The 18,738-nt window shown below is 43.2% G+C and carries 22 protein-coding genes; 3 read left to right on the forward strand and 19 right to left on the reverse strand.

Features of this window, described 5'->3' with window-relative positions; translation table 11 throughout:
- Positions 1-195: 195 nt before the first annotated feature.
- Genes AOB49_RS02150 through AOB49_RS02180 form a run of 7 tightly spaced genes read right to left on the reverse strand, consistent with a single transcriptional unit; the run spans position 196 to position 4,518 of the window.
- The gene (locus tag AOB49_RS02150) at positions 196-462 is read right to left on the reverse strand and encodes a heavy-metal-associated domain-containing protein (protein WP_062307374.1); all 267 of its coding nucleotides are present in this window, start codon (positions 460-462) and stop codon (positions 196-198) included.
- Positions 463-473: 11 nt separating this feature from the next.
- Positions 474-944, reverse strand: coding sequence for a DUF411 domain-containing protein (locus AOB49_RS02155; RefSeq protein WP_062307376.1), 471 nt, complete (start codon positions 942-944; stop codon positions 474-476).
- A 33-nt stretch (positions 945-977) separates the two neighbouring features.
- Entirely contained in the window at positions 978-1,256 is a 279-nt protein-coding gene (locus AOB49_RS02160; protein WP_062307379.1) for a copper-binding protein, read from the reverse strand.
- Positions 1,253-1,729, reverse strand: coding sequence for a cupredoxin domain-containing protein (locus AOB49_RS02165; protein ID WP_062307380.1), 477 nt, complete (start codon positions 1,727-1,729; stop codon positions 1,253-1,255). The genes AOB49_RS02160 and AOB49_RS02165 overlap by 4 nt, the downstream gene beginning before the upstream one ends.
- Before the next feature lie 9 nt (positions 1,730-1,738).
- Positions 1,739-3,142 (reverse strand): multicopper oxidase family protein, encoded by a 1,404-nt coding sequence (locus AOB49_RS02170; RefSeq protein WP_062307382.1) that lies wholly within the window; start codon positions 3,140-3,142, stop codon positions 1,739-1,741.
- Between the two features lie 3 nt (positions 3,143-3,145).
- Entirely contained in the window at positions 3,146-4,117 is a 972-nt protein-coding gene (locus AOB49_RS02175) for a TolC family protein (protein ID WP_062307385.1), read from the reverse strand.
- Positions 4,118-4,173: 56 nt separating this feature from the next.
- Positions 4,174-4,518 (reverse strand): hypothetical protein, encoded by a 345-nt coding sequence (locus AOB49_RS02180; RefSeq protein WP_062307387.1) that lies wholly within the window; start codon positions 4,516-4,518, stop codon positions 4,174-4,176.
- A 105-nt stretch (positions 4,519-4,623) separates the two neighbouring features.
- On the opposite strand from AOB49_RS02180, the gene AOB49_RS02185 reads away from it, so the two are divergent.
- On the forward strand, positions 4,624-4,974 hold the full coding sequence (locus tag AOB49_RS02185) for a DUF3147 family protein (protein ID WP_062307389.1): 351 nt from the start codon (positions 4,624-4,626) through the stop codon (positions 4,972-4,974).
- Positions 4,975-5,493: 519 nt separating this feature from the next.
- Here AOB49_RS02185 and AOB49_RS02190 read toward each other — a convergent pair.
- From AOB49_RS02190 to AOB49_RS02205, 5 genes are all read right to left on the reverse strand, one after another.
- Positions 5,494-6,906: a hypothetical protein gene (locus AOB49_RS02190; RefSeq protein ID WP_062307391.1), complete on the reverse strand. Its 1,413-nt coding sequence runs from the start codon at positions 6,904-6,906 to the stop codon at positions 5,494-5,496.
- An 85-nt stretch (positions 6,907-6,991) separates the two neighbouring features.
- The gene (locus AOB49_RS11965; protein ID WP_156471309.1) at positions 6,992-7,129 is read right to left on the reverse strand and encodes a hypothetical protein; all 138 of its coding nucleotides are present in this window, start codon (positions 7,127-7,129) and stop codon (positions 6,992-6,994) included.
- 358 nt (positions 7,130-7,487) lie between these two features.
- Positions 7,488-8,069 carry a zinc-ribbon domain-containing protein gene (locus tag AOB49_RS02195; protein WP_062307393.1) on the reverse strand — a complete coding sequence of 194 codons (582 nt, stop codon included), beginning with the start codon at positions 8,067-8,069 and terminating at the stop codon, positions 7,488-7,490.
- A 29-nt stretch (positions 8,070-8,098) separates the two neighbouring features.
- Positions 8,099-8,635 (reverse strand): tripartite tricarboxylate transporter substrate-binding protein, encoded by a 537-nt coding sequence (locus AOB49_RS02200; protein ID WP_062307395.1) that lies wholly within the window; start codon positions 8,633-8,635, stop codon positions 8,099-8,101.
- 25 nt (positions 8,636-8,660) lie between these two features.
- Positions 8,661-10,037 (reverse strand): class-II fumarase/aspartase family protein, encoded by a 1,377-nt coding sequence (locus AOB49_RS02205; protein WP_062307397.1) that lies wholly within the window; start codon positions 10,035-10,037, stop codon positions 8,661-8,663.
- A gap of 88 nt (positions 10,038-10,125) precedes the next feature.
- On the opposite strand from AOB49_RS02205, the gene AOB49_RS02210 reads away from it, so the two are divergent.
- Positions 10,126-10,860 carry a GntR family transcriptional regulator gene (locus AOB49_RS02210; RefSeq protein WP_062307399.1) on the forward strand — a complete coding sequence of 245 codons (735 nt, stop codon included), beginning with the start codon at positions 10,126-10,128 and terminating at the stop codon, positions 10,858-10,860.
- Between the two features lie 65 nt (positions 10,861-10,925).
- On the opposite strand, the gene AOB49_RS02215 is transcribed toward AOB49_RS02210, so the two are convergent.
- Positions 10,926-11,627 (reverse strand): pirin family protein, encoded by a 702-nt coding sequence (locus AOB49_RS02215; RefSeq protein WP_062307400.1) that lies wholly within the window; start codon positions 11,625-11,627, stop codon positions 10,926-10,928.
- 487 nt (positions 11,628-12,114) lie between these two features.
- Between AOB49_RS02215 and AOB49_RS02220 the strand changes: the two genes are divergently transcribed.
- On the forward strand, positions 12,115-12,894 hold the full coding sequence (locus tag AOB49_RS02220) for a bestrophin-like domain (RefSeq protein ID WP_062307402.1): 780 nt from the start codon (positions 12,115-12,117) through the stop codon (positions 12,892-12,894).
- Between the two features lie 61 nt (positions 12,895-12,955).
- On the opposite strand, the gene AOB49_RS02225 is transcribed toward AOB49_RS02220, so the two are convergent.
- From AOB49_RS02225 to AOB49_RS02250, 6 genes are all read right to left on the reverse strand, one after another.
- Positions 12,956-13,945: an alpha/beta hydrolase family protein gene (locus AOB49_RS02225; protein ID WP_062308078.1), complete on the reverse strand. Its 990-nt coding sequence runs from the start codon at positions 13,943-13,945 to the stop codon at positions 12,956-12,958.
- Positions 13,946-14,070: 125 nt separating this feature from the next.
- Positions 14,071-14,805, reverse strand: a complete 735-nt coding sequence (locus AOB49_RS02230) for an ABC transporter substrate-binding protein (RefSeq protein ID WP_062307404.1) — start codon at positions 14,803-14,805, stop codon at positions 14,071-14,073.
- A 33-nt stretch (positions 14,806-14,838) separates the two neighbouring features.
- The gene (locus AOB49_RS02235; protein WP_062307405.1) at positions 14,839-15,594 is read right to left on the reverse strand and encodes an MBL fold metallo-hydrolase; all 756 of its coding nucleotides are present in this window, start codon (positions 15,592-15,594) and stop codon (positions 14,839-14,841) included.
- 35 nt (positions 15,595-15,629) lie between these two features.
- A complete protein-coding gene (locus AOB49_RS02240; protein ID WP_245640590.1) occupies positions 15,630-16,622 on the reverse strand; it encodes a Bug family tripartite tricarboxylate transporter substrate binding protein in 993 nt (330 codons plus the stop codon).
- Positions 16,623-16,625: 3 nt separating this feature from the next.
- Complete coding sequence (locus AOB49_RS02245; RefSeq protein ID WP_062307408.1) at positions 16,626-17,669, reverse strand: Ldh family oxidoreductase; 1,044 nt, start codon at positions 17,667-17,669, stop codon at positions 16,626-16,628.
- A 28-nt stretch (positions 17,670-17,697) separates the two neighbouring features.
- Positions 17,698-18,672 carry a Bug family tripartite tricarboxylate transporter substrate binding protein gene (locus tag AOB49_RS02250; RefSeq protein ID WP_156471310.1) on the reverse strand — a complete coding sequence of 325 codons (975 nt, stop codon included), beginning with the start codon at positions 18,670-18,672 and terminating at the stop codon, positions 17,698-17,700.
- Positions 18,673-18,738 lie beyond the last annotated feature (66 nt).

Genomic DNA, 18,738 nt, shown 5'->3' on the forward strand with positions numbered 1-18,738 from the left:
GGCTCTGCGAAATGAAGTGTTGATAGCTTGGGCTGGAGATACTGCGGAGATGAGGGTAAAACTTCTAAGTTTGTAAGTTTGGTGACTACGCCCTTAGGCATGGACTTGCTGTAAAAGTTTTGAACTCATACAGCAAGTTTATTTTCACTATTTTATTTGGACAACCGATATAAAAAAATGTCTTTTAAAACGACATCATGAACACTTACACCCACCACCACAGCCGCCACCTTGCTTGGCCTGAGTAGTGCCACCAGTATCCAGTTGAGCTGGGTAACCGTCCTCTATTAAGGCCGCAATTAAGTCATCCGCCTTATCAGTAGCCCTTGTCACCTTAACTTTTCCAGTAGCTAAGTCCACAGATACATCCTGTACACCCTCCAATGGTTTAAGTGTGTTAGTGACATGTTTAACGCAAGAGCCACAAGTCATACCACTTACATCTAAATTGATTTCGCTCATCTCAAATTCCTTTATCTGTAGGATTGATAAACGCTGGGCTTACCATTTAATCCAATTAACAAAACATCGTAGGAGTCTTTTCTGCCCTTGTACTCAGGCCCATCCATACCAGGGGAGCCAACTGGCATAGCAGGAACTGTTAATCCAATTGCTTTGGGTTTTTCAACTAGCAGTCGCTTGATTTCTTTAGCAGGAACATGGCCTTCAATGGCATAACCATCAATTAAGGCTGTGTGACAAGACCCAAACTGAATAGGCATACCTAACTTCTTACGAATTTCATCATTTCCATCTGTATAAGTCTTAACAGCAAAGCCATTCTTTTCTACATGGTCAGCCCAGTCTTTACAACAACCACAGGTAGGGCTCTTCCACATCGTAATGACAGGCTTTTGTGTTGCGGCAAAACTCAAGGTTGGCAATAAAGCCAATCCAAAAGTAATCAGCCTTCTTTGTTCATTTACTGCCTCAGTGATATTCATTATCTCTTCTCTAAATGAGCTCAATTAAACCTCCTACTGAACTTTTCTAAACTGCTTTGCGAATAACTTGCTCCCTTTTTGCTCCGCTACAAATTCAACTTGATCCCCAGGGTTAACCCCCTTTAAAACTTCTGTAGTCTCAACATTAAAAACCATGGACATCGGCGCCATATCAAGGCTTTTAATTTCCTCATGCTTGATGGTGACCCTCTTATTTTCAGCATCAACACGACGAATTTCGCCCTTAGTCCACTCGGTAGCTCCGACGGCAAAACTAGCCAAACACATCATTACGGTTATTATTTTTTTCATTGCTGCACCTCAATCTTTCCAACCATTCCAGCCTGATAGTGCCCGGCAATCAAGCAAGCAAAATCAAAACTTCCAGCACGATTAAATTTCCAAATAATTTCACCTTTTTTACCAGGTGAGATATGTGCCATGTAGGGTTCATCATGCTCCATATTGGGATGCTTTACCATCATCTCGGCATGCTTATCAAGCATTTGCTTTGTGCCAATTACCATTTCGTGCAACAGCTTTCCGTTATTTTTAATCTCAAAGCGTATGGTTTCACCAACCTTGATATTGATTTTTTCTGGCTTAAATTTCATATCATCGCCCATTGATATAGCGATGGTTCGATTCACTTCATCCTTTGTGCCGCCAATACCCCACTCCTCTTGTTGAAAGGATGCCTGTTGATTCATTTTCTTATGCTGATCCCCATGCGCAAAGCTAAGCTGAGAGATTGCTAAGCTAATCATTAAAAAAATTATTTTCATTGCTTGCTCCTAGTGTTTGTGATTAGTAGTGCCTGGCTTTTTAACCTGTACTTCTACCTCGGGTTTGGATTGAACGCGATTCATCGCTGATTCGCCAGCATTATTACTGCGCTTGACTGCGGGCATGGCGCCCTTCCACTCATACGCCCTTGTACCTGCTGGCTGTTTAAACCAACCAGAATTTTTATAGTCATTGGGCGCTTGATCTTTTCGAACCTTTAATACAGTAAACATGCCACCCATTTCAAGCGAGCCATAAGGGCCATCACCCGTCATCATTGGAATAGTATTAACAGGCAATGGCATCTCCATCTCCGTCATATCAGCCATACCTCTCTCACCCATAGCCATGTAGCCTGGAATAATCTTCTTTATCTTTCCAGCCAATCCACGGTGGTCAACCCCGATTAAATTTGCCAAATCGTGTCCCATCGCATTCATAGTGTGATGGCTTTTATGGCAATGAAATGCCCAATCTCCCTCTTCATCTGCCAAAAATTCAATTTGGCGCATCTGCCCTACAGCAACATCAGCCGTAACTTCATACCAACGATTTGCTTTTGGAGTGGGCCCACCATCTGTGCCCGTAATTTGAAATTCATGACCATGAAGGTGTATTGGATGGTTTGTCATTGTCAAATTACCAACGCGAATCCGAACCTTGTCATTTAATCGAACATTCAATGTATCTATTCCAGGAAAGACTCTGCTATTCCATGACCAGATATTAAAGTCGAGCATGGTTGCTGGTTTTGGGGTGAAGCTTCCTGGATCGATATCGTAAGCGCTCAACAGAAAACAGAAATCACGATTAACTTCATCAATATCAGGATTCTTAACTTTTGGATGCGTTACCCAAAAACCCATCATACCCATTGCCATTTGAGTCATCTCATCGGCATGCGGGTGGTACATAAATGTCCCAGGGCGACGAGCAGTAAATTCATAAACGAATGTTTTACCTGATGGAATAGCTGGCTGATTTAAACCAGCCACACCATCCATGCCATTTGGCAAACGCTGGCCGTGCCAATGAATTGATGTGTGCTCTGGCAGTTTATTAGTAACAAATATTCTTACCTTGTCTCCCTCTACAACCTCAATTGTTGGGCCCGGTGACTGTCCGTTATATCCCCATAAATGTGCTTTAAACCCTGGCGCCATTTCTCGCACTACAGGCTCAGCAACAAGATGGAATTCTTTAACGCCATTGTTCATTCTCCATGGCAAGGTCCATCCATTTAAAGTCACAACTGGGTTGTAGTCTCGGCCACTATTCGGTATCAATGGTTTCTGTGTATTTGGGCTATTTTGGATTACTGGCTCAGGCAAACCCGCTAAAGCATGACGACTTACACCAGCCGCAGCCATTGTCACTGCCGCCCCAGTTAAAAATTTTCTACGTGTGTTCATTGATTACCTCACATTAATATTTGAGAAATCCATCTGGACATCCATTAGATCTTTGTCTAATCGAGCAGACTGAATTAAAAAAGCTGTTTTGACATCGATATAGTCCATCACAGTTTTACTTTGAGTTTCTACATCTTCTAGCAAATGAAACACATCAATGAGCATGCCGTTGTATCTCAGTAAATTCTCTTCAGAAATTTTCTTCTGAGTTGGTAAGATTTCTTCTTTATATGATTTAACGCCCTGGTATTTTTCTAAATAGCCTTCGTAAGAGAGGCGCGCTGTTGAGCGAGTTTTTACTGACTCTGGATTATTGATGTCCCCTAGTCCAATGGCTTTTAACTCTTTAGCGCTTAACTTTCTTTGCTCTTTGGGAGGTTCTGGTAAACGAGCATCAACATCCACTCTGACATCGCGATCATCAAAGTTCATGCGCTGAATAAAGCGCTCCTTTGCCTCTAGATATTTTCCCTGTAATGCTTTGTATTCAAGCCGTTTTTTGTATAAAGCCTTGTTCTGCTTTAAAAGCGCCAGCTCATTAATATTCCCAACCTTATACATACGAGCACTGAGCTCAGACGCTGCCTCTACAGCATCAAGAACATCTTCCATATGTATCAGCTTTTCTTTAAGTGCTACCAGCTCATAATATGACTTAGTCGTATCGTAAATAATTGATGAACGCTTTTGTAATGCTGAGCGTTGCGCAGGCGTTAAGAGATAGTAGTCAGATGTTGACTCGGAGCCACGAAGATAATTAGTCCAATCAAGCTGTTGATTTAATGCTCTCTCAATTGCCTGATTCAAAGTAAATATATTTTGATTGGCAGGGCTCTCGCGTACGACTTGCTCCTTTGAGTAAACCCTCCAACCCCCTATTTCACCAACAAGTTTGTTTTGCTCAATCCATGAAGATGGATTAGCAAATGCCTGAGATATAGCAAGGCTTAGTACAGCAATAACAATTTTTTTCAATTTAACTCTCCAATAAGAATCTAGCCCAAATTTTGGGCGGACTTATGCTAGAAGAGTTAAAGAATGGGTGGTTTGATTAGAGCAGAGAGATCACGACTAGCAAAACTAGTCTTACCGGAATTAAAAATCGCAGTCAATGTGATTTGATTAAAGCTGGAATGAGTGGGGATGAAACCAAATCCAACACAAAGTGCGCAGGAGTTACAACCATTACCCTCGGACTTAGCGCTTAGTTTGGCGCCCTCTTCATTTGAAGCTGAGGCTTGGTGGCAATTATGAGAAATTTCTTTTGCCTCCACACCAGCCATATTGGTTTGATGTTTAAATGACATATCTAATCCCGCCCATGCCTGGACTGGCAAAAGCAATACCAGCGAAATTAAAAATATTTTTCTCAACATATTTATCAGTGTAGCACCCTTTTCGACTTAATGTTTAGGTAACTCTTTGCTTGGTAAATGTTAAATTTTTCGCCATTATTTACCCTAAACCATTAGGAGGCCTTGATGACTTGGTTAATCACCAAATACTTACTAACAGCCGGGATGGTTGTATTCATTAGCGAAGTAGCCAAACGAAGCGATAAGTTAGGCGGCTTTATTGCGGCACTCCCTTTAATGACATTGCTTACTTTAACTTGGCTCTACATTGAGAATCAACCCGAAGAGAAAATAGCTAATCACGCCTATTACACATTTTGGTATGTGATTCCTACTCTGCCAATTTTTTTACTATTCCCATGCTTGCTACCTAAGTTAGGATTTTGGATGACTATGGGTGCGTGTGTAGTGGCAACAGTTATTTGCTTTGGGCTCTTTGCCGTATTAATGAAAAACTTTGGGATTCAGTTGTTATAGTTTTGTCGTTTAAAACGACATTACAAGTACGCACCCTAGATGATCGGCATGGCCGAATAAAATCAACTAGCGACAAACAAAGTTCAATAGCGTTAATTCTGTGAATGGAGAGTGAAAACGAAAACAGCCGCCGAAAGGCGACTGTTTGAGTTCTTGGTGGCCCGGGGCGGAATCGAACCAGCCCTATCGAGGGGTGAAAAGTTCGAAATCCGGCCCACAGATTCGAACTTTGCACCAAAAAGCAATCGCACACTCAATCGCACACTCATTTTTTGGTCGCTCAAAGCCATATGCTATATAGGTTTTTGAAGAGGCACGACTTCTTTTAATCCGTTGGTCGCGAGTTCGAATCTCGCCCGACCCACCAGTTATACAAAGGGATCACAGCAATGTGGTCCCTTTTCTTTTGGTTGATGAAATGTGTTGGTGACTGTTGGTCACAATATTAAGTCTGAGGGCGTTGATTGGGTGGGGATGGCGGGCGCTGGGAGACCGTGAGCGACTCTTGTTGAATTTCAACTAAAGCTTGCTAGCAGAAGGATAAATCTTCCCATCAACCCATATTAAATGGGGATTGCCTTTAGCTTTTCTAGCCTCTCTTAAAAATGCATCTTTTCGTCCCTTGGTGATACGGCCGTTTTCAATCACCAGATATATAGCTAATCCAGCATTCTCAGCCTTTTGATATGTTGGCAATTGCTTTTTAAAGCCTTTAGTCAAATTTTGATTTGATGTTAATTTAACTTCAACTAACACCTTTTTTAAACCCAAGCTAATCTTGAAATCTACTGGCCCTCTGCCAGCATTTGATTCGGGACTCAAATCTAGGTTATTAGCAATGCAATAGCTAGACGCAATACCTAAAAATAGTTTTTGTGAGGCAGATTCACGCTTTGGTTGCATTCCATCGTCATACAACAATGTATTTAGGCCATTATTCTCAATGAGATCCTTAAAGTGATGGCATATCTTTTTAACCAACTCAAATATGTCACCGGGCGTAGGGTTTTTAGAAAGATAAAGTTGCAAAGGATGCGATTTAGCGTAGCTACGTGAAACTTCGTGCCAAATAACCTCACCTAAAGGATCATCTTCAAAGTCATATGGCCTGGAAGACTTCTCGGCATAACTATCCAAAATCTCTTCAAGCATTTTCGGATCTCGCAAAAGATGATCCCTAAACTTCGCTTTCTCATTTTTGTTACCCAAGTTTTTCCAAGAAGTCCCAATTACCTCATTAATTTGATCTCGCAATTCCTGATTCTGCGAGGCAATCAAACCAACGTCAGATCTATCAAGAGCAATCGGCAAGTCCCTCAGTATGTCTTTAGGAATCAAAATTATTCCCCTGTCTGAAAAGGGATTCTTTGGCAAACCAAAATCTAAATTACTTAATTTATTTTTAAATTTAGCCTCTAAAGGAACGTTGAATGCACGACAAATCCTTTGAGTAAATTCGATTAGTCTGCTAACAATGATTGTTGCAGTCATATCACTAATCCTATCGGGACCAACACCTTCCTGAAACAGGCCTATTAATTCAAATATTCTTGGGTTCGCTACACCTTTTTTAGTTATTTTTCCAGCAGTATCCAGCAAATCCCTTCTGATTTCAGGGCCCATACCGCTACCACTATTGCCCTTTGAATACCCAATGCTAAGTTCATTTAGCTCTGGGAACATAAGCAGCTTGTCTGCTTTTTTCCAAAAAATATCGCCCTCTGAATCTGACGATTGAAGAGCAAGCAACACGTCTCCAAAATAATTCTTTAGGTCATCAAACGAATTTTTTAATTCAATGCACGTAGATGTTTTTAATAAATTGGGGTCTATAAACAAATTAGTGTCATAACCTAGAATTGGATCAAATGCCCCTAATCGAGAGAATTCATCTGGGTTAATCTGATAAAAATCAGTAAATGATTGGATCATTTAAAAGTCTTTCAAGAAGTCTAAATATGGTTCTTTTTATATTGCGCCAAATGAAGACAGCCAGATTGCTCTGGCTGCCAACCTATTACTTCTTGGGTTTAGTTTGCTTGACTACAGTTTGCTTAAAAGTAGTAGATGGATTGCTCTTGGCGGTTTTAGCGCTTACGAATCTCCCATCTACAGCGCTTTTATTCACCGTAGTTACAGTCTTCTTAGTGGCCATAATGGACTCCAAAAAAGGGTTATTAACCACAAGACCCTTTTCGCCAAATCATTTTGGTATAGACTACGCATACCAGTTAAGCATGCTTAATCATGGGAAGCGGTGTTAGTTCGAGCTAATATCGCTTTTTTCTTGCTCCTCCGAGCCGAGAAACACTATATCTAGTGAAATTAAAACTCGTTACCCCCGATTTTAGTGTTTTACATCCACTTTTTCAGGTATTTCTGACGAAAATTTATAAGTATTTTTCTTAAACTAAGAGTCATTCTGGTGCAGAAAATATAGAGCCATATTGGCTGTTGATCCCGCAGTAAGCAGCCATTCACATACACACGCAAATAAGTGTCCTGCTAGACGCTCACTTTAGCGCTGCATTTCTTCTCCGAGCCCACCCTTCGATACGTCGACACTTAGGACACCAGCTGCCTTGCTGAATAGTATCGGGAGTTGATTCCCATACATGACCTTCTTTGCATCGCCATTTTAGTTTTGTACAAGCATTCAAATACTCATTGGACAAACAAACGCCGCCATTCCTGTAGGCTAATACCTGCATATCATCTATGGATTTGCGTAATTGGTTCCCCACCTTAATACGTCCGCATTTTGGGCACCAATTTCCCGCCTGAATGGTCTTAGGGGTAGACTCCCACTCGTGCCCTTCACCGCATCTCCATTTCAACTTCTTAAAAATACCTAGATACTCATCTGATAAACAGACTCCTCCTCTTTCTTTTGCTATTGCCTGAAATTCTTCAATAGACTTCTTTGCAGCAGTTCCACTATTTGCGCAAATGGGGCACCAATGCCCTTTCTTTATAGTATTGGGTAATGCACTCCATTCATGCCTCTCGCTACAAGTCCAGCGTAAGTGTTGTTGAGAATTGATGTACTCAGAAGATAAACAAGCGCCACCTTTCTTCTGTGCAAGTTTTTGCATGTCTTCAATAGACTCACGCTGAGCATCGGCTACTTTTTTACATCCGCACCCGCGGCATTAGCAACTAATGCAGCAATCAGGTGCGAACTTGAGCCCAAACCAGCATTACCCATGAATACCTGATCTGGATGTTTCTTGGCGTAGTCATAGAGCTCTTTAACATTTTTTGCTGGATGGTCATTGCGGACCATTAAGACTAATGGGGTATCGGGGAAGCGGAATGTGGCTTCAAAATCAGCCACAGGGTTGTAGTTCAACTTCTTATATAAAGCAGGCGCAGCCCCCATATAACCCATATGACCTACTAAGAAGGTATACCCATCTGGCGCCGCCCTTGCTACTTTAGTTGCACCAATAGTGCCACCAGCGCCCGGCGTATTTTCAATAATGATTGATTGCCCCAGTTGCTTACTAGTCACATTAGCAATACTACGAGCCAATGCATCTGTTGGACCGCCAGCAGCAAATGGAACAACCCAAGTGACAGGACGATTCGGGTAGTCTGACTGAGCAATCGCCCAAGTGGAAATCAAAGCAAGCACTAGGGCCGGTAATTTTTTCAACATCGTTATCTCCTAATATGAGGAATAGTTAAAACTTTAATGAACGAGAATGGGCGACAGCCTTATCGACCATTTGTGGAGCCATCCCAAGGTAATTGATGGGATTAGTTAATTCTTCAATCTTTTCTTTACTGAAATTTTTAGTCACTTCCGGAATTTTTTGTAATGCTTCTGCTAACGTACCGCCCTTTTCATTGACTTGGCGGCAAGCGTCATAAACCACATCATGAGCTTCTTGACGACCAATAAATGGCGCCATTCCCATCATGACTGCCTCAGCAACAATTAACCCCTTAGTGAGGTTGAGGTTCTCAAGCATTTTTTTCTCGTCAACGATGAGGCCAGAGAGCATAAATTTGGCTTGGTGTAGAGCTCCCGCAGTTAATACAAAACTTTCTGGGATGGCCATCCATTCCGCATGCCATGGACCAGTTGCTCTTTCGAAATCTTGAATCATGGCATCTAGCATCAATCCCGAATGCTGACGTACACCCTTGGAAGCGGCCAACATTAATTCACTACTAATGGGATTGCGTTTCTGAGGCATCGTGCTACTTGCACCGCGACCCTTAACAAATGGCTCATAGACCTCAGCAAACTCAGTAGACGCCATTAGCATGATGTCGTAAGCAATTTTGCCAAGCGAACCAGTAACCAAAGCCAAAAAGTTAATCGTTTCGGCAAGCCCATCTCGAGCCACATGCCAGGTCGTCACTGGAATGCCTAGGCTCAACTCTTTCATTAAAGCCTCCTGAACGACTAATCCCTTATCACCAAGAGAGGCAATTGTCCCGGCTGCACCCGCAAACTCACCCACTAATACGCGCGGCTCAAGCTGTTGTAGACGCTCAGCATGGCGATCCATCATCGCCAACCAAATTGCGGATTTATATCCAAAGGTTACTGGTAAGGCTTGCTGAAGATGGGTACGCCCAGCCATCGCAGTGTTGCGATACTTTTCTGACATGGATGCCAAAATCTTTCGCAATTCATTAATGTCGTTCTTGACTATTTCAAGGCCAGACCTTACCTGCATCACCACTGCAGTATCCATAATGTCTTGAGTGGTAGCACCCCAGTGGATGTACTTTCCCGCATCTCCGCACATCGCGACCAACTGATGCACTAACGGAAGGATGGGATAACCCACAATATCCGTTTCGCGTCTCATTAATTCGAAATCGATTAAATCGATCGTGGATTTCCTGGCGATCTCCTCTGCCGCCTCTTTAGGAATGACTCCACACTTTGCCTCCGCCACCGCTAATGCAATTTCAATATCGATATAACGCTGTACTAGCGCTTTATCTGAAAATATCTCACGCATCGCCGCAGTGCCAAATGCATCTCTAAATAGGATGGAGTCAATCACTGTGCTCGCTGAAAAACTATTACTAACGCTCATATCTCACCTAATTTCAACTAAACTGTTCCATTATTATGTACGGACATATTAATTGTGTATCATGTCCGTACATAATGTCAAGAAATAAATGAAAACTCCTCTTTATCAGAAACTAGCGCAAGATTTGAAAGCAGAAATCACCTCTGGGAAGATTTCTGTTGGCGCACATCTGCCCACCGAAATGGAGTTGTCAGAGACTTATGGGGCTAGTCGCTACACCGTGCGAGCCGCCATCGCTGAGTTACAGGCAATGGGCTTGGTCTCTAGAAAGAAAAAATCTGGGACAAAAGTTGAGTCAGCTAGCACCACTAGCGCGTATAAGCAAACCGTAGGATCTATTGAAGACCTCACTGCATTTGGGGCGAGTCATGCGCGTAAGATCCAAGCAAGCGAAAAAATTACCTGCTCAAAAAAATTAGCAGATGAACTCGGTTGCAGCATTGGCAAGGAGTGGTTAAAACTGACGAGCCTACGTTACAACAATCCCGATTCCGAGTTGCCGATGGGAATTACTGAAATTTACATCGATAGCAAATTCGATGCTGTAGAAAAGATTGCCAGCAAGAACCCTGATCAATTGGTGAGTAACATCATAGAAGAGCGATACGGAAAAGCGATTTCAGAAATCAAACAAGAGGTCATACCTATTTTGCTATCTGAAGAACAGGCAGTAAAGCTCAATTCTCAAGTTGGCGAACCAGCATTAAAGATTATTCGAAGCTATATGGATACAGCCAATGAAGTCTTTGAAATTACTGTCACAACCCACCCAGCAGACCGCTATACATTTGTGACGAAATTAAGGCGAGACAATACTACCTAAGTAAATCTATAAAGCCCTAGCCTAAGCAGCACCATCAAATCAACTAAGGCGGCTACGGCCCAAGATTAGGGAGCCAAATCAAACACCAGCACTTCAGCATCCTTTCCGTGAGAAAGGCTAATTTGCTCTTCTTCTGCCAGCATTAAGGCATCCCCAGCATTAAGATAGTGCCCGTTTACTTCAAGAGCACCTTTTATCAGATGCACATAGGCCTTTCGTTGAGGATTAAGATCTAGCACCGCTTTTTGATCACCATCAAACAAGCCTGCATAAAGCTTAGCATCAGCATTAATCTTGACTGAATTATTTTCACCATCAAAAGATGCTACTAGGCGTAACTTACCTTGCTTTTCAATTAAAGGAATAGACTTTTGCTCGTAACCAGGTTGGACGCCGGTAAATTTTGGCTCAATCCAAATTTGGAGGAAATGGGTTTGTTGGCCTTTAGCGTGATTAAATTCGCTATGAACCACCCCAGTACCAGCGCTCATGCGCTGAACATCTCCTGGTGGAATGCCTTTGACATTACCCATACTGTCTTGATGAGCAAGCTCTCCCGATAGAACATAGCTAATGATCTCCATATCACGATGGCCATGATCACCAAAACCCCGACCTGGCTCGATGCGGTCTTCATTAATCACTCGCAAATTTCCCCAGCCCATAAATTTGGGATCGTAATAATTGGCAAAAGAGAATGAGTGAAAACTCTTTAACCAACCATGGTCTGCAAAACCACGCTCATCGGCTTTTCTGACCTGCAACATGATGAACTCCTTTTATAGCCCAAGAAAGTGAACTAGTTCCTATTATTTTAGTACGTATACGTACTATATTAGTACGATCCCCAACTTATTGCAAGTCATTCTTATAAATAAGCGCTGCGTTCACGCAACCAGACCGGAATAGATGAAAGAGTCCTAAAAAACGATCATCAAACCCAAGGTGTCGACACTCGAAGATCCCTACCGAAATCTTATCCGCCAGTCTTGTCTTGGGGGTGATTATTAGAGGCCATTTTCAGGGTACTATGAGGGATAAACTCGCTAACTTGATTTAGTTTTAAGGCTAATACCCTACGATATCCATTAGCGAGGTGGCAGATTTTAAAATGCTTTAACAGTCTCCTGGATAACACATAAGGTGGGAGCGCTTAGGCTAAGTCAGTCTGTCAGTTAGCAAACAAAATATGGCTTGTCTTAGAACTTCTGAATATCTTATATAAACATCTCGATTTATTTTGAAAGGTGCAAATTGAACAACCTATTTTTTCAAACGGATGGCTCTCTCATCTTAGCCCTTTCAATCGGCTTTCTGAGTCTCTCCGCCATACTCATATTATTCATTCTCAGTTCACGCTTTAGGCCTGCGCTCATTCAATATGAAGGAATAGTTGCGCCATTTTTTAGCTTGCCAGCAGTGCTATTTTCGTTGACTGCTGCTCTACTCGCTTCATCTGTGTGGGATAACTATAGCGTTGCTATTAAAGCAATTAAAAATGAGAGTCAAGGCATTATGGAAATCATCAGCCTTTCTAATTCAGTACCACTTTTTCAGCAAACCAATCTCACTGCTTTAGCCAAGTCATATACGCAGTCAATTATGAATGACGAGTGGCAAACCTTAGCAACTAGTCGATCACCATCGCGGACTACCGAAGCAAAGTTCATTGATCTAAGGGCGGAAGTATTTAAGGCCGCGAACATCCAATCCGACAAGGCTGAATCCAAGGCCTTGTTAAATGCCCTTTTTTCCGTTAATAATGCTCGAGAGACCCGGCTAGCTTATGCCTTAATTGACCTTCACCCAGTTCGCTGGTATGCGCTACTGTTTTTAGGTTTTTTAGTTCTCATTGCAATTGCTTTTACGCACCTATCCAAACCTAAGGCTTTGATATTGGCTATGCTAATTTCCACGCTGACCATTCTCACTCCGCTGTGTATGATTGCCCTTACTTTTAGCAGCCCATATCAAGGCGTGATTTCTCTTTCAAAGACACCTTATTTGCCAATCCTCAAGTCGTTAAACCAATAACAAAGACCACCCAAGGGTGGCCTTTGTTCGCTTAACTAGCCTTAAATACTCCTTACTAGAGTTATCTAGTAAAACCTTTTTTCTTAAGCCAGGCTTCGATCAAGTCAGCAATTTGAATATTGTTTCGATCCATCATGAGCATGTGTGAATTTCCCTTAATACCAATATCTGGCAAATTAATCACATCCACACTACCACCAGCATCGATGTACTTTTGATTCAAGGCAAGTTGTGTTTTGCGGATAGTAGGCCAACGAGAGTCTTGATCAATATAGTCCCCATATATCGTCAAAATTGGCGTATCTTTCAAAGCGGCTGCCTTGGCAGGATCTCCAAAACCAGCAGGCTCGACCAGGATTAGCGCCTTGACTTTATCGGGTCTTGCCTGAGCAACCTTCTGACCAAATTGGCCTCCCTGACTGTGAACCAACACAACGCAGGGGCAAACACGATCAACGAGCTCGGTATAGGCGGCAATCGTTGCAGCATCAGTGGTTGTCCAGCGAGGTACCACTTGCTTCATGAAATTGAGATACCCCTCAGCAGGAAATAAGCTTCCTTGAAATTGAGTACGCTTTGTGGAATCATCACTCCAGTTGCCCGGACCCATACGGAAACGTCCCCAAGGATTCTCAACCGTTAAAAATTGGGGCTCAGTCGGCCAAATATCAGGGGAGGCCCAGCCTGAACGGCCCCGCTCAACTGCATCAGACACATAGGTTTTCCAACCCTTACGGATAAAGTAATTCTGCCAACCCTCTCTACCATCAGGGGTAGTTTCATAAGTGACGCCAGTGAGACCACCGCCATGCCATAGCAAGATTGGCAACTTTCCCTTAACGTCCTTCGGAATAAAGTACTGCACATACATCTGCTCAACCAAATAATTGCCATTAGGATCAATTTTTGCTGGAGCACTTCCTGGACTGAAGACCACCTCTTTGATAGGCCTGCCAGAAATTTCAACTAGACGCCCACCAACATGAAAAGACCCCATATCAACCACATTCAATGGCGGCAACTTTGATTGCGCCATAAGACAAGAGCTCATCAATAAGCTCGCGCCCAAACACAATGATTTACTAAGTATATTTCTCACTTTGTCTCTTTCGTTAATGTTAGTTGTTAAAAATTCATGTAAGCGTCGAAATACTCGTATTAACCACACTGAAAAATTTACTCGCTAGGCGCCACTGAAGCACCTTGAATACCATGTCTTTCTAATGAACGAGCCACAAAACCACTCGACTTCATTTCCTCGACATACTCTTTTAGCGCTCTCAAAGCTTCAGGACCATAAGATTTGGGTAATCCCATTGCCTGCTGAATCACCATAAAGCGTCCCGGCAAAAGTCGTAGCCCAGTAGTCTTTGATGCATCAGACTCCAATTGCTGCCTCACCCCAGCGGCAACCTCATAATCTCCCTCCAGGAATACCTTCACCACCGTTGGTGATGTTGGCGCGCGCACGATTTCAGCAGATTTGATTTCTCTCGTCAGATATAAATCATAGGCACTTCCTTTACCAACTACCACTCTATTGGACTTCGCATCTACTTGCTCATTATTTTGGAGTGGTGAATTCTCCTTTACTAAATAAGCACCCTCAATCAATACATAGGGCGCTGTAAATGAAATTCCTTCTCCACGCAAAGGATCGATTGCAAAAAATCCAATGTCTGCTTGATTGTTTGTAACCGCCTCTACAGACTTCCCTGCAGAATCAAATACAACTAGCTCAATATCAAGGCCTAGGCGCTGAGCAAAGCCATTGGCCAAGTCAATCGAGACGCCAACCGGCAAACCTGATACTGCATCCTTATTAGCCAAAATAGGATTGCCTAAGTTAATAGAAGCACGCAACTTACCAGTAGGGGCAATTTTCTGGAGGAATTCTTTTGATAGTTTCATAAGTGAAATATATATAGTTAAGGGGTAATGGTATTAAGGTGAGGTCAAATCAATGACATCCGATTGCTCAACCGTCTGAGTGAACCAGACACGAATTCCAGCCTCACGTTTACCCAAGTAACTAGGCTCACCTTGAGCATCTAAAGCTATCGTTAAGTCATGTCCAGGAATCAGCAGATTCCCCGGCCTGCGTTTCCAATAGCTCCAAATCAATTCAATTGACTGCGCGCTTTGTTCGCGGTCATCGGTATCAATCACTTTTCTAGACAACAGTTCGGCGCGATTCTTTGCGGAATCCCCCGTAAACAGAATGTCATTCTCACCATTGTCGAGGACAAACAGTAAGTGACCAGGAGTATGCCCGGGGACTGCATAAGCATGAATGCCGGGAATAAACTCCTCACCAGAAATTACTTTTGTGACCCGCTGAGATTGTGCTAATTCTTGAACATAAAGCTCTGGCAAAGGATCAAAGCCTGGCGGCTGTGCAGCAGCCCAATCAATCTCAACCTGGCCAATCCAAATCCTCGCATTAGGAAAAAGTGTGAAATTCACCACATGGTCGTAATGAGCATGGGTTAACACCACATCAGTGACATCCTTAGGATCAACTAAGCACTCCTTTAATCGACGCTCTAAAGGCTTACGCATCCCAAACGCCCCAACGTCAATCAAAATAGTACGCCCTTCACCACGAAGTAAAGCAACAGTACTCCACCCTAAACCTCCATGACAAACTGAGCGACCAGGAAATCCCTGAATCAGCACATCAACTTGATAACGATGCATATGAGCCCTCTATAAAACAATCTTGTTAAGCGATGTTAATCAGCATTAATACGTGAGTCTGCAATGAGTTTTCCATAAAGACGTAGATCGGATTGAATTTGCTGAGCAAATTCCGCGGGCGTACCGCCAACTATCTCATTACCCCCCTCTTCAACTAGACGACGAACCACCATAGGCGACTTCAATGCTTTTACCGCCTCCGCATTGAGACGGCGAATAATTGCTGGATCAGTTCCAGCGGGAGCTAACAAACCTTGAAACTGAGTAATATCAAAACCTTTATAACCTAACTCATTCATCGTGGGCAGATTTGGCATGCCCTTGCTACGCTTAATTCCAGACACAGCAAAACCCCTCAACTTATTGGCTTTTATCAATGGAATACCCGTTACCAATGGCTCAAAAGTAAATGTCAGCTGACCACCTAATAAATCTGCTAATGCTGGTGCGGCACCCTTATATGGAACATGGGTAAATTCGACATTTGCTAAGAGGCCAAATAATTCGCCAGCTAAATGGCCACCGCCACCAATACCGGTTGAGCCATAACTAAATTCTTTTGGTTTATATCTTGCCCCTGCAACCAGTTCATTAATATTTTTAATTGGGGATGCGTAAGGAACTACCAAAGCATATTGATAGGTAATTAGCATGCTGATGGGAGAAAAATCTTTGACTGGATCAAATGGTGTTTTTTTATACAAGACAGGATTAATCACCAAGGGACCGCTCGCAGTCAGCAGTAGCGTATAGCCATCTGGTGGCGCCTTGGCAACCATATCAGAGCCAATATTTCCGTTAGCACCTGGTCTATTTTCGACGATCACAGGCTGACCTAGACCCTCAGACATAGACTGAGCCACCAAACGGGCGGTGATATCCGCAGCTCCACCAGCCACATAAGGAACAATGACTTTAATAGGCCTCTCGGGGTAGCTTGATTGGGCGCCAGAACTTTGGGCAACAAGTAATAACCCGCCCGCAGAAAATAATATTGCGACATACCGCATTACATGTTGAAAATTCATTTTTTAGTCTCCAGCATATTGTCTTAATAAATTTAAGGTTTCCGGGCTCATTTCAATCCCATTTTTCCGCTGCTTCTCTAACTTAGCTAGCTCTATCATGCCAGGCACGATAACGGGTTTACTTGAATCAGCAGGAGGACTATCCATGAGAATGTTTGCAAAATCTAACATCCGCTCACTTAACCACTGACTTGATCCAAGTCGTTTGGTATCTATCAGGATAAAAAAGTGTCCGAGATTTTGAGGTTTATCTGGAGCATCTTGCCACGACTGAATATGCGTTAGATATCCAGCATTTGATAAAAGACCCGCAAATAAATCGACCATTAACGCCAGTCCATATCCCTTATGTCCGCCAATGGGTAAAAGAAATCCATCTAAGGCAGCCTTTGGATCTGTAGTGGGATTGCCTTTTGCATCTGTTCCCCACGTATTGGGAATCTGCTCGCCACGCTTAAAGGCATTTCGAATTTTTGCTCGTGCCACGACACTCATAGCCATATCTAAGAGAAAATGTTTTCCATCAGGATTGGGGACACCAAATCCCAGAGGGCTATTACCAAGACGGGCATCAGACCCACCCCAAGGCGCAATCGTTGTTGTTGCGTTACTCCCAATGATGCTTGCAAAGCCTTTTTCTGCGGCAATCAATGAGTAAGGCGAGATAGGGCCAAAGTGATTGCTACCTCTGGCAAATGCCACTGCAATTCCAAACTCACTTGCCGCATCCATGGCAGCTTCTAGGGCCCGCATTCCCACTACAGGACCTACACCATTGTCACCATCAATCCCGATAATAGCTGGAGCTAAGCGCTCAACTTGAATATTAGGCCGTGGATTAATACCACCAATTTTTAAGCGATCGCCATAAGATTCAATGCGACTCAAACCATGTGTCGACAAGCCAAAAAGGTCTGCCATCACCAAAATGTCAATCAAGTCTTCAACATCTTGATCGCCTAAACCGAGCTTTTGGAAAGCGCGCTTACCCAAGGTACGCAACTCTAATTCCGAAATTAATACATTCTCATTTTTATTGGTAGTCATAACGATTTCATCGCATTCATTAATTAAATTAGTCAGCAGTCAGGTTTGCATTACGCACTACGGTGCCCCAGCGTTTTTGCTCAGACGCAATGAACAGTGCAAAGTCTTTTGGGCCCGCCCCGACAGGAGTGCTGGAGTCCTCAATCAAGCGTCTCTGCACTGCCGGAGAAGCCAAGGCCTTTAAAGCCTCTTTATTGAGTCGAGCAATCACAGGCTCAGGAGTATTGGCCGGAACCAATAAACCAAACCATTGTGTGCTCTCAAAGTTTTTATACCCTAACTCTGCGACAGTAGGAACATCTGGTATTGAAGACATTCTTTGTGCAGATCCTACCGCCAGGATTTTTAACTTTCCGGACTTCACATGTGGAAGAAACCCAGGAAGTCCCGCTGCTGCCGCATCAATATTTCCAGCTAAGAGATCAGTCATCTGAGCGCCGGTACCTTTATAGGGAACATGCACGACATCAATGCCGGCAGATGATTTAAGCATCTCAAATGCAAGGTGCCCAGCGCTACCGTTGCCAGCCGAACCATAGTTCAACTTACCTGGCGCTGCTTTTGCTTGTGAAATGAACTGGAGCAATGAAGTGGCATCTGATTTTGGTCCGACTGCAAACACCATTGGCACCTTAGCAAGCAATGTCACTGGTGCAAAATCCTTTTGTGCGTCATAGGGCAACTTTTGCATCATTGCAGGATTGACTGCTAATGTACCCACATGCCCCAAAATGATTGTGTAACCATCTGGCGTTGCGCGAGCAGCTTCTTGCATCGCAATGACTCCTTGACCACCTGCTTTATTCTCAACAATCACAGATTGGCCTAGATTCTTGCCCAACTCAACTGCAAGAGACCGCGCAATCACATCTGAACTACCTCCAACCCCATATGGCACGATTAGTCTTATTGGTCGATCGGGAGACCAGCCCTGCGCCTCACTCGAAAAGGGAGCGATTAAAGCGACCCACGCTAGAGAGTGAACGCAAAAAAGTTTCAGCATGAAATTACGAAAATAAATCCCCAAGGTTTTCATTAGATCCTCTCAATTGCACTGATATCAATAAGG

It is taken from the genome of Polynucleobacter sinensis (assembly GCF_001595985.1).
In the GTDB taxonomy this organism is placed as follows: domain Bacteria; phylum Pseudomonadota; class Gammaproteobacteria; order Burkholderiales; family Burkholderiaceae; genus Polynucleobacter; species Polynucleobacter sinensis.